At 35.3% G+C, this 11,907-nt stretch carries 8 protein-coding genes, 1 other RNA gene and 1 pseudogene; 6 read left to right on the forward strand and 4 right to left on the reverse strand.

Annotated elements, in window-relative coordinates; genetic code table 11:
• Positions 1 to 22 precede the first annotated feature (22 nt).
• From sufB to WH390_RS06875, 4 genes are all read right to left on the reverse strand, one after another.
• On the reverse strand, positions 23 to 1,522 hold the full coding sequence (gene sufB / locus WH390_RS06860) for a Fe-S cluster assembly protein SufB (protein ID WP_032114924.1): 1,500 nt from the start codon (positions 1,520 to 1,522) through the stop codon (positions 23 to 25).
• Between the two features lie 12 nt (positions 1,523 to 1,534).
• Entirely contained in the window at positions 1,535 to 1,906 is a 372-nt protein-coding gene (gene sufA, locus WH390_RS06865) for a Fe-S cluster assembly scaffold SufA (RefSeq protein ID WP_180817619.1), read from the reverse strand.
• A 325-nt stretch (positions 1,907 to 2,231) separates the two neighbouring features.
• The gene (locus WH390_RS06870; RefSeq protein ID WP_032114922.1) at positions 2,232 to 2,642 is read right to left on the reverse strand and encodes a hotdog fold thioesterase; all 411 of its coding nucleotides are present in this window, start codon (positions 2,640 to 2,642) and stop codon (positions 2,232 to 2,234) included.
• Positions 2,639 to 5,695, reverse strand: a complete 3,057-nt coding sequence (locus tag WH390_RS06875) for an FAD-binding and (Fe-S)-binding domain-containing protein (protein ID WP_032114921.1) — start codon at positions 5,693 to 5,695, stop codon at positions 2,639 to 2,641. The genes WH390_RS06870 and WH390_RS06875 overlap by 4 nt, the downstream gene beginning before the upstream one ends.
• Before the next feature lie 214 nt (positions 5,696 to 5,909).
• On the opposite strand from WH390_RS06875, the gene ydiK reads away from it, so the two are divergent.
• From ydiK to WH390_RS06905, 6 genes and pseudogenes are all read left to right on the forward strand, one after another.
• The gene (gene ydiK / locus WH390_RS06880; RefSeq protein WP_032114920.1) at positions 5,910 to 7,019 is read left to right on the forward strand and encodes an AI-2E family transporter YdiK; all 1,110 of its coding nucleotides are present in this window, start codon (positions 5,910 to 5,912) and stop codon (positions 7,017 to 7,019) included.
• Positions 7,020 to 7,273: 254 nt separating this feature from the next.
• An RNA gene (gene rprA, locus WH390_RS06885) (antisense sRNA RprA) lies at positions 7,274 to 7,382 on the forward strand.
• 883 nt (positions 7,383 to 8,265) lie between these two features.
• A complete protein-coding gene (gene hemP / locus WH390_RS06890) occupies positions 8,266 to 8,388 on the forward strand; it encodes a hemin uptake protein HemP (protein WP_406850724.1) in 123 nt (40 codons plus the stop codon).
• A 78-nt stretch (positions 8,389 to 8,466) separates the two neighbouring features.
• Positions 8,467 to 8,949: a TonB-dependent receptor plug domain-containing protein gene (locus WH390_RS06895; RefSeq protein ID WP_052044831.1), complete on the forward strand. Its 483-nt coding sequence runs from the start codon at positions 8,467 to 8,469 to the stop codon at positions 8,947 to 8,949.
• Positions 8,950 to 9,083: 134 nt separating this feature from the next.
• The gene (locus tag WH390_RS06900; protein WP_148305537.1) at positions 9,084 to 10,502 is read left to right on the forward strand and encodes a TonB-dependent receptor domain-containing protein; all 1,419 of its coding nucleotides are present in this window, start codon (positions 9,084 to 9,086) and stop codon (positions 10,500 to 10,502) included.
• Between the two features lie 352 nt (positions 10,503 to 10,854).
• Positions 10,855 to 11,906 (forward strand): annotated as a pseudogene (locus WH390_RS06905) (hemin-degrading factor).
• Position 11,907: the final 1 nt, after the last annotated feature.

Genomic DNA, 11,907 nt, shown 5'->3' on the forward strand with positions numbered 1-11,907 from the left:
AGTATTCTTTTAATAGGAACCATCAACCCACACTATGTTCCAAACTAATTGCTAACAATTTTTGTGCTTCAACGGCAAACTCTAATGGTAATTCAGAAAAGACATCTTTACAGAAACCATTTACGATCATCGAAATGGCGTCATCCTCACTAATACCTCGTTGCAAACAATAAAAGAGTTCATCTTCACCAATACGAGATGTTGTAGCTTCATGTTCTAACTGTGCGCTACTATTTTTTACTTCAATATAAGGAAAAGTATGCGCGCCACATTGAGTGCCAATTAACATAGAATCACATTGGGTATAATTTCTGGCATTTTCTGCCGTCGGTAAAATCTTTACTAAACCGCGGTAACTATTTTGACTACGACCAGCAGAGATCCCTTTAGAGATGATGGTAGAATGCGTATTCTTACCAATATGGATCATTTTTGTACCGGTATCAGCCTGTTGATTACCATTGGTTAATGCCACTGAAAAGAATTCCCCTACCGAATTATCCCCTTGCAAAATAACACTGGGATATTTCCAAGTAATAGCCGAACCTGTTTCAGACTGTGTCCAGGACATTTTGGCATTCTCACCCTCACATAAGGCGCGTTTGGTGACAAAGTTTAAAATGCCACCGGTTTCACTTTCACCACCTGAAAACCAGTTTTGTACGGTAGAATATTTTACTTCAGCATCTTTATGAATAATAACTTCAACTACCGCAGCATGTAATTGATAGCTATCTCGTACCGGAGCAGAGCATCCTTCAATATAACTAACGTAACTACCTTCATCAGCAATCAAGATAGTGCGCTCAAACTGACCGGTCTTAGCTGAATTAATACGGAAATAGGTTGATAATTCCATCGGGCAACGAACTCCTTTTGGCACATAAACAAATGTCCCATCAGAAGCAACAGCAGAATTTAATGCCGCAAAAAAATTGTCTCGATTAGAAACGACCGTACCAATATATTTTTTTACTAACTCAGGATACTGTTGGATAGCTTCACCAAAAGAGCAAAAAATAATACCCAGTTTCGCTAATTCGCTACGATAAGTTGTTGAAACAGAAACAGAGTCAAAAATAGCATCTACCGCAACCGATTTACCCTCACGGACTGGTACACCAAGTTTATTGAATGCTTCTTCAACTTCGGCGGTCAGATAATTATTGCTATGCTCATCCCCACCCGCTGCCGATGAATCAGTTTCAGTTTGACAAGTATCATCGCAACTATTGCAGGATGGCGCTGCATAATAACTATACTCCTGGTAGTTTAAATCAGGATAATAGCCTTTAAGCCAGTGGGGCTCTTCCATACCCAACCAATGTTGATAAGCCTCTAAACGAAACTGCAACATCCAATCAGGTTCATTACGTTTGGCTGAAATCGCTTTGATGACCTCTTCATTGAGACCTTTAGCTAATTCATCCGTTGCAACCTGAGTGAAAAACCCCTCTTTATAACGATGCTCCGCTAGCCATTGTTGAACATCATCACCAATTTCTATATTACGCTGTGACATAATTTAATTCACTTAAATACCAAAGCTTTCACCACAACCACAAGCGTGTTGAGCCTTAGGATTATTAAATTTGAATACTTGATTAAGTCCCTCACGAACATAATCAACCTCAGTACCATCAATAAATGGCATTGCTTTTAGAGGAACAAAAAGTTTGGCGCCATTATTTTCAAACAGCAAATATTCTTTAGTTGGATTATCTATCAATGCAATGACATAACCAAATCCTGCACAACCTGATTGCTTGATATTAAGAGACAATCCCTGACTAGCAGGATTTTTTTTCATTAATTTAAGAATTTGAGCAGCTGCTTTATCGGTTATGGTAAGGCCCTGCCAAGTTGTTTCATTCAAAGAAAAAGTATCAACATGCTCTGCCATTATTGACCTCACGAAACTAATATTTTGACTAGATTACACTATCAATGTAGCTAGACTTTTTTTGTTTAATATTATATATGGTAATGATAACATTTCTCACTTCAACCATTTATTTTAAGCGGATATTTTTATTAGAGTGTTTTTTCAGCAAAAAGTGGCGTTTATTTTACTGTTTTTTTACGATTCTTAATTTATCAATCACATTAACATATTGATAAACATTAAAAAAACAAAATAAACTCGCAAATTCAGCAATATTTAACGTGACGAGCAAAGTATCGCTAAATCATCCAGTTTTTGTCGTTTAGTTATCTTTAAGTGCTAATCATTAAATGATTACTGTTGTCAAACGACAAATACAACTCAGTCTTAATTGTTCATCAAAGATTTTTATCGACCAGACTTGTTGCCGGCGACCTAGATGAATTGCACTACATACGCCACGTACTTTTCCTGAAGATACCGGCCTAATATGGCTAGCATTAATTTCGGTGCCAACTACTTTTTGGTTATCTTGAGTACAGAGATAACCAGCTATCGAGCCTAACGATTCGGCTAATACCACCGAAGCACCACCATGTAGTAATCCAAACGGCTGCATGGTACGTTGATCAACTGGCATTGTTGCTTCAATAGTATCGTCACTAATACTTAACATAACAATCCCTAAATGGGATAACATGCTGTTATCACTCCAACTATTAATTTCTTCGAGGGTATAAGAACGTTGCCAAATCATTTAAATATCTCCAATAACGCTTGTAAAGGATGTTTTATTGTTTCATTTTCAATTCGTTTTACTTGACTGCGACAAGAGTAACCTGTTGCTAGACAACGTGTTTTGGGTAATTTTTGTAATCGATTTCCCCAAGATAAGGCATAAATTCCCTTTGAATTAGCCAGATGTTTAACCTCATGACCATAAGTTCCTGCCATGCCGCAACAACCAACATTAACATTAATAAGTTGACGACCAAACTGAGCAAAAATTTTAATCCATTGTTGGGCACTATCAGCTAACAATGACATCTCGGTACAATGCCCTAATAGATACCATTTTTCAGCCGTTAACTTCGCTGCTGGCTTTGGCGCTAATACTGTCATCAGCCACTCATTAACTAATTTAACTTCGAATTTACCCCGTTTATTACCAAGGATCTGGCTATATTCATCGCGATAACAGAGCACTAAGGCTGGATCAATACCGACCATCGGAATTGATAATTGCGCTAAGCGGTTAAGAAAATCCGCTGTTTTTTGCGCTGTTTTGGCAAAACGGGTTAAATATCCTTTAATATGCAACGCTTTTCCATTAGCAGAAAATGGCAACAATATAGGCCGATAACCTAATATTTCAATTAAATGGATAAAATCTGCAACTACCCTTGCATCATAATAACTAGTAAATGGATCTTGGACGACAAAAACAAATTGGCTGCGAGTCTCTTCAGGTAAGCTTTCTAATTGTGGCAATGACAGAGACAATGCTGCATGACCAGCCAATTGTTGTTGTAAACTGGGTGTAGACAGTTGAGGAAAATCCGTTAGCCCAATCACCTTGTGACCTAGGGTTTGTATCCACCCTTGCCGTAATATAAAATTAAACCAGCGTGGTTGTTTTGCCATCAGCGGCAAAGTTAATTCAATATTGGCAACCAGGTAGTCACTAATTGGTCGCAAATAACGACTATAATAGAGGGCTAAAAATTTTGCCCTAAACGATGGAACATCAATTTTAACTGGGCATTGGGTTGAACACGCTTTGCAGGCTAAACAACCCGCCATCGCTTCTTTTACTTCATGGGAAAAATCATACTGTCCACTCTTAGCTCGCAAGGTATGGTATAGGCGTGTTATTTTTTGCGGCCAAGAGAGTTTATAACTATTAATATCTTCAGCAAATAACGCTAAGTTTACGCCTTGCTTAACCTGTAATCTTAACCATTCTCGCATTAATGTTGCTCGGCCTTTTGGCGAATGAATTCGTTGCTGGGAAATTTTCATTGAAGGACACATTGGACTATTAACGTCAAAATTAAAGCACAAACCATTACCATTACAGGCCATAACCTGCTGAAATGTTTCCCTCACTTTGATCGGGATAGTGCGATCATAGGTTCCTCTTTTTACAGCATCGATAGGCATTAACGGGAGCGCTACATTAATAGATGAGCATATTTTTCCTGGGTTTAATTGATTAAAGGGATCAAATGCGGTTTTAATTTGACAGAGTATTTGATAAAGCTTTTCACCAAAAAATTGTGGGCCATAGGCTGAGCGAAAACCTTTACCGTGTTCCCCCCATAATAAGCCGCCATATTTAGCAGTAAGTTGAGCAATTTGATCTGAAATTTGTTTCATTAATACTTCTTGTTGAGGATCACACATATCCATCACCGGGCGAACATGTAATACCCCTGCATCAACATGTCCAAACATGCCATAAGCTAAATTATTGCGGTCGAGCAACGCACGAAATTCAGCAATGTAATCGGCTAAATGCTCCGGTGGCACGCAAGTATCCTCTACGAACGGTATCGGTTTTGCTAATCCTTTGGTATTAGCCAATAGGCCAACTGCTTTTTTTCTCATCGTATAGATATTTTCAATATCTGCTAATCGATGACATATATGATAATCAAGGATCCCCGAATTACCGGCTTGGATTAACTTATCCAATTGTGAACATAAACGGGTTAATTGTTGATTAATTTTTTCTTCACTATCCCCACTAAATTCAACAATATTTAATGCTGATAATTTTTTGTCATCAACATCGTTAATTAATTTACTCACTGAATGCCAGATAATATCATCACGCGCTAAAGAGAGGATTTTAGTATCAACCGTTTCCACTGATAATGCTTTGGCTGCCACCATAACTGGTGCATTACGTAACGCTGAATCAAATGAGTCATACTTTATATTAACTAATCGTCTTATTTTAGGTAATGGAGTAATATTTAGCTTAGCTTCGGTAATGAAAGCCAGCGTCCCTTCAGAGCCGGTTAAAATTCGGGTTAAATCAAATTGCGTCATAGTATCGTCAAACACGTGGCGCAAATCATAACCGGTTAAAAATCTATTTAATCGCGGAAATTTAGCCAAAATTAGCTGTCGCTGCTGACGACAATGGTGATAAACGGTGCTATATATGCGACCAATAGTTGATTGCTGCTGTGAAAAACGCTCCGCTAACTCAACTGTCATCGGATAGGTTTCTAATACCTCTCCACCAAGTAAAATAGCTTTAACACTCAGTACATGATCCGATGTTTTACCATAAACTAATGAGCCTTGACCTGAAGCATCAGTATTGATCATGCCACCCAAGGTGGCTCGGTTACTGGTTGATAATTCAGGTGAAAAAAAATAACCATAAGGTGCCAAAAATTGGTTAAGTTGATCTTTTATCACACCAGCTTCGACTCTAACCCATTTTTCTGCCACATTAATTTGCAAAATTTTTTGCATATAGCGCGACATATCAACCATAATGCCTTCAGTCAAAGCCTGGCCATTGGTTCCTGTGCCACCACCTCTGGGTGTAAAGGTTAATGACTGAAATTGTTTATCAATGGCAAGTTTCACCAACAATTGAACATCGCTAGTCGAACGTGGATAGACAACAGCTTGAGGTGTAAGTTGATAAATACTATTATCTGTTGCCATTGATAAACGTTCAGCATAACTGGTGGTTAAATCTCCGCTAAAACCTCGGTCTTTTAATGTCGTTAAATAGGTTGTTATCTGCTGACTGATTTGATGAGCGCGTCCTATACGTGGGATCATTATACTAGTAACTCTTTTTAATTAGTGTTCACTTTGCAATTTATGTACTATCTTTGACTGAGAGTACATACCAGACAAAATTTGGCAATTAACATTTTGTAAACAATACAATTTCCATCATCACCCTACTTTTATTAGATACAAAAAACATGATTAATCATGTAATAGACAATTGATAATATGCACCCATCATTCTTTATAATCAGGCTAATATATGGAAAAAGCGCAATCTCCTAATGATTTACCCAAATTCATTTTTAGCATAATTGCTATTTTATTGATGATAACTGCATGTTTTTGGGTATTGAAACCATTCATACTTGGTTTTCTCTGGGCAGGCATGGTGGTTATTGCAACCTGGCCATTATTTAAAAAAATTGAAAGTAAACTATGGCATAAAAAATGGCTAGCAAGTATAGCGATGACTCTATTAGTAATATTATTATTTGTTATTCCTTTTGCAATACTAATTGGTAGCATTATTCAAAACAGTGGCCCACTGATTGAATGGGCAAAATCACCAACTGAAATTAGATTACCCGAGCTATTGTGGTTAAAAAACCTACCATTTATAGGTAATAAACTCTTTTATGGTTGGCATACATTGGTCGCGAATGGCGGTAATACATTAATTGCTAAACTACAACCGTATGTTGGAGAAGCAACCAGCTGGTTCTTAGCGCAAGCCATTAATGCCGGGCGTTTCGTGTTTCATCTTGTCGTAATGTTACTATTTAGTGCATTACTCTATTTGCAGGGAGAAAGTGTTATATTAAGTATTCGGCATTTTGCCATTCGCCTGGCAGGTACGCGAGGCGATACCGCGATCCTACTTGCAGGCCAATCAATTCGCGCTGTTGCATTAGGTGTAGTAGTTACCGCATTAATACAAGCGATTACCAGTGGCATTGGTTTAGCTTTGGCAGATATTCCTTATGCTGCAATATTAACAATTCTTATCTTTGTATGTTGTGTTGCCCAACTTGGACCATTATTGATTATGGTACCCTCCATAGTATGGTTATTCTGGTCAGGCAATACCAGCTGGGCCATTATTATGATTGTATGGAGCATAATTGTCGCAACAATGGATGGCGTACTACGTCCTATTTTAATAAGGATGGGAGCGAATTTATCAATGATACTTATTTTGATTGGCGTTATTGGTGGAATTTTATCATTTGGCGTAATTGGTCTTTTTATTGGTCCAGTCGTTTTAGCTGTCTCACATAATTTACTAACCGCCTGGATGAATGAGGTTTCGAAACCAGCTAAGTTATCAAATAATTTAACCAAATCTAATTTATATAAGAAAGATCCTTAAATTAAAATGATTGACTTAATTAATATTCTTGTTAATCATTATACTTAAATTATTTGAAATTTGTTGCGCTAAAAATTTTCCAAAATACCGATTAATGCCGTACAATTAAATTTCATTAATTTTAACATTAGTATGATTAAATAATAATCTTATATAATTATACTATAAAGTGAAATTTTTATTGAGATAATTCTTAGTGATAAAATCTTAGAGTTATCTTAATATAATGCTTATAGATTAACCTCTTTATAAATTATTGGTTTCAATATTCCTAGCATTATTATGCAATAAAAAATTATGAAACCTACAGAATATTGCTGTGTGTAGTCTTTGCCTGTCAGCCCATGATAGGCTTTTTTTTTCTATTGCAAATAGTAATATTAATGATAACTAATTGATTTATAATGACATTATTGACTTTTATTTATAAAATCTAAAGCGCATCTGCTATAAAGTAAGATACTTACCAATAAATATTCATATTTTTAATTAAGCCTGCCAAATATTGATTAATAATAAAACATGCATAAACTTTACCTGTTATTCATTTACCATTCAATTGATTATCTAATACCATATATTATTATTTGATTTCTATTATATAACAGTAAATAAACCTTATTCTATATCATAATCTGGTCTGTCATCCGTCCAGATATAATTAAACATATAATTTACAAATTTCAACGATGTTATTTTTTTTAACGTCACTGAATATAAATAAAATAGTAAAAATAACCTAAAGTTAACAATAAATAAGTGAATGGAATACCATGAAAATCAAATAAAAGTTTTGAACGATATATTCTGACTATAATATAAACAAATAAAATCCATTATTTAAAATAATAACATTTTATTATATAATTGCATTTAGATTAAAAAACATATTTATTATCTATTTTATTGCTCAAAGAATGAATAAAAAACTATAAAAAACAGATAAATATTACTGATTATTCTAGTACCATCTAAAATAATAATCCTGCTTTATAAAAATTATTTATATTCTTTCAACCATCCTTTATGAGAATAATTCTATTTTATTGTTTTTAAAATAAATTTCTTAATTATTTATCATTATTTCACTTTATCACTGTTTATCTGCAGATGAAAAACCTTGATTAACAATAAAACAATAATGATAATAATTATCATTACTATTATTTAGTTATACCTCTTCGATATGAATAAACTCAGACAAAGTAATTTACTAAATTCAGATGTAAAACAAATAACAACCCAGATGATTAATACCATCAATAGCCAACATTTATTGGATCAAAAAGGAGTTGCTAATATCTACCATCGAGGTGAAATTTATCAATTACGCCAGACCAGAGCAGGAAAATTAATATTAACCAAATAAAATAATCAAAACCAAGCCACCTAGCTACTATCAGGCAGCTAATTTTTAGATCTATTATAACAATAGGGAAGGATACCTATGGGTCTCAAGAAAAAAACTGCCTTAAAATCAATTAATAATATTAAATATTCACTATATGGCGTACCTTATATCATCGGAATGCTGATTCCGCAGCCATCCTGGGCAAAAGCAGACGATAAAACCATTATTGTATACGCTGATCAAGCAATGCCAAATATATCCACTACCGCTAAAACATATACGGTAATTGATACTAGCAAGCCAAAATATCAATACGCATCTAACGCATTAGATTTATTAAAAAGCATTCCTGGTGTTAGCCTCTCTGGCTTTGGTAGTACCAATGGCCAAAATTTAAACATGCGAGGTTATGAAAGTTCCGGGGTTCTTATAACCATTGACGGTATTCGGCAGGATATTGATGCAGGAGCAATCACCGGCACATTTCTAGAGCCAATGTTTATAAAAAAATCATTGCTATACAAGGTAGTAATAGCCTTCAAGATGGGAGTGGAGCCCTTGGTGGTACTATCGCCTTAAAAACAGTTAATGCACGGGATCTGCTGGCTCCAGAGCAATCTCATGGTGCTATTCTAACCTTAGGCTATAGCCATAATGATCAGGGATATCAATATGGTAGCTTATTATTTGGTAGAACTGACGACACTGATGGATTGATTGCCTTTAGTACAAGATCAAAGGGATCGCCTCATCTCAGTGATGGCTCAATTCCTTTTAATAAGGAAGATATTCACAGTCTATTCGCCAAGGGCAACTGGGCAATCACTCCATCATATATGATTTCAGCTCAATTACGCTATTATCAAAATGATGGAATACAACTTAGAAACCCAGAAGTTGTCAAACCTAGCCGTTACGAAAATAGCCGCTACGATCGCATTACCAGCCAATATGATATTCAATTGACACAAAAAATTTATCCACTTCATACGGAAAATTGGCTTATAGATTGGGATCTTTACTACAGTAAGCTAATAATCAAACAAAAACCTATTAATAAAAACAATGATGAAAACCGTTCCCTTATTAGCCAAGGAAGCAAGATAGTTAACCATTTTATCTGGGATCATAACCAGTTTGCTGCTCACCAATTCAACATTGGGAGCGAATTTTATCAACAACAGCAACAGTCTAATAAACTGGCGGATCGCTTTCCAGCGGCAACCTTGCGCAATATAGCGGTTTGGTTAGAAGATGAAATTCGATTAAATAAATTACCAATTACATTTTCTATCGGTACTCGTTATTCTAACTATAGAAATGATAGTGATAGATACGCTAGCAATCAGGATTCTCAATGGACATCTCGTGGCGCAGTTAACTTTACTCCCACACACTGGTTGGAGATTTTTAGTTCTTATGCCGAGGGCTACAGAACGCCTACTTTAAATGAAATTTATAATGATTCAAAACATTTCGCTATGAATTATTTTACGTCAAACCCTAATCTACAACCTGAACGCAATCAAACAATTGAATACGGTGTAAATTTACAGTTTGATAATATGTTACTGGCTAATAATAGCTTACAATGGCGAACCGCTATTTTTGATACTAAAGCGACTAATTACATTAAGACCGAAGTTCATGGCTTTCCTCCCATTGGCAAAACATTAAGCATCAATACACCATCTGTTGTTATTCATGGTATAGATAGTAGAATTAATTATACCACTCCTTGGTTCAATGCTGTTCTCGCTTACAATCGAACTCATGCGAAAGACACCACATCTGGTATGAGCATTTCATCGATTCGACCAGAAAGTTTGACGGCTTCACTTGATGTACCACTGGCTAATAGCGGCTTTTCATTGGGCTGGGTTGGACAGTTTGCCGCCAGAACTAATCGCTCTGGCGACCATAGAGGTAAAGATAAATATTGGAATCCTATCACTCAACAAACGGGTTATGGTACCAATGACTTCTATCTATATTATCAAGGAAATGGGCGGTTATCAGGCATAAATTCCACCCTATCATTAACCAATGCATTTAATAAATCCTACACCTCATCATTAGGTATTCCACAGGAAGGTAGGAATATACATTTTAAAATTAATTATCGCTGGTAATTATTTTTATTAACGTAATAGCAAGTCATGAGTAATTACTTATTTATTTTACTCATGGCAATTAATTTTATTGCTAAATCTCTCTCTATCAGATCAAAATTTTGTCATAAATACGTTTTTTAGCGCAAAAAACAAACAAAATAATAAAAATCAGACAATCTACAGCAACAAGTGGTTTATAGAGCTAAAGATTTCTATTTAAGCTATTAGTAATGACAAACAGGATTTTAAATTTAATAAATCAGAGAGACCCTACAATTTACACCTATGTCCAACATTAGGCATAGCAGGTTAGTGATAGTAATAAATAAATTATGGATCAACACAATATACCTAATAAGGAAATGAAAGTATGAACGATTCACTTTATAACCGCTACCAGCAGGCAAAACAGCAGAATAATCTGCAATCAATGGCAGAATCGGCAAACTATTTAAATGTCACAGAAGCAGAATTGATTTATGCATGTGCAAATGCTGATGATGCTAAACGGTTAAATATAAACCCAACACTATTATTACCTGAATTAGCAAATCTAGGTGAAATAAAAGCAATTACCAATAATAAATATGCCACTCATATCCATATCGGTGAATTCAAAAATATTCGTTTAAACAACCTGACTGGTATTGTTCTTAATCCCAGAGAACTGGATTTGCGTATTTTTCTTGATCACTGGGCAATCAGCTTTGCCTTAACTGAGACATTTTCAGATAATATACAGCACAGTATTCAGGTTTTTGATCATTATGGTATACTGTACATAAGATCTATGCCACTGAAAAAACCAATATGGCTGTTTGGTATAAGTTAATCAATCAATATCAAATGACCGCCAATCCACCATTAAATTTGCGTCCTATTACTGCCTATCAACAACCACCACATATTAACGAAGCGGTAAAAAAACAACTAGAAACAGATTGGCGCAATATGACCAATGTTCATCAATTTTTTCAATTATTGCAAAAACATAATGTCAAACGGCAACAAATCTTCGCCGCAGTTAGCGACGAACTTGCTTATCAGGTTAATAATCATTCTCTCTATCACATCCTGCACTCCGCCTTTAATCAACAAAATGAAATTATGATCTTCGTTGGTAACCTTGGATGCATGCAAATATTTACCAGATGTATTCAAAAACTGGCGGCTTATCATGACAAACAAAGCGCGCTACAAAAAATTAATGTTTTAAATACAAAATTCTCCCTCAATGTGATTGAAACTGGCATCGCTAACAGTTGGGTAACACGTAAACCAACCAAGGATGGTATAGTCACCAGCCTGGAAATTTTTGATCACTATGGCAATCAAGTCATTCAACTATTTGGTCAACGTACCGAAGGAGAACCTGAACAATTAGATTGGCAAAAGCAAATTTCAACCTTAACTAAAATATAAT

Source organism: Candidatus Arsenophonus nilaparvatae, from assembly GCF_045346035.1.
Classification (GTDB): domain Bacteria; phylum Pseudomonadota; class Gammaproteobacteria; order Enterobacterales; family Enterobacteriaceae; genus Arsenophonus; species Arsenophonus nilaparvatae.

What these genes read in the sequence shown, in the direction of transcription:
- hemP (WP_406850724.1), top strand. Translation starts at nt 8,266, where the DNA reads ATGATTAATACCATCAATAGCCAACATTTATTGGATCAAAAAGGAGTT.
- sufB (WP_032114924.1), bottom strand. Translation starts at nt 1,522, where the DNA reads ATGTCACAGCGTAATATAGAAATTGGTGATGATGTTCAACAATGGCTA.
- ydiK (WP_032114920.1), top strand. Translation starts at nt 5,910, where the DNA reads ATGGAAAAAGCGCAATCTCCTAATGATTTACCCAAATTCATTTTTAGC.
- WH390_RS06895 (WP_052044831.1), top strand. Translation starts at nt 8,467, where the DNA reads ATGGGTCTCAAGAAAAAAACTGCCTTAAAATCAATTAATAATATTAAA.
- WH390_RS06870 (WP_032114922.1), bottom strand. Translation starts at nt 2,642, where the DNA reads ATGATTTGGCAACGTTCTTATACCCTCGAAGAAATTAATAGTTGGAGT.
- WH390_RS06875 (WP_032114921.1), bottom strand. Translation starts at nt 5,695, where the DNA reads ATGATCCCACGTATAGGACGCGCTCATCAAATCAGTCAGCAGATAACA.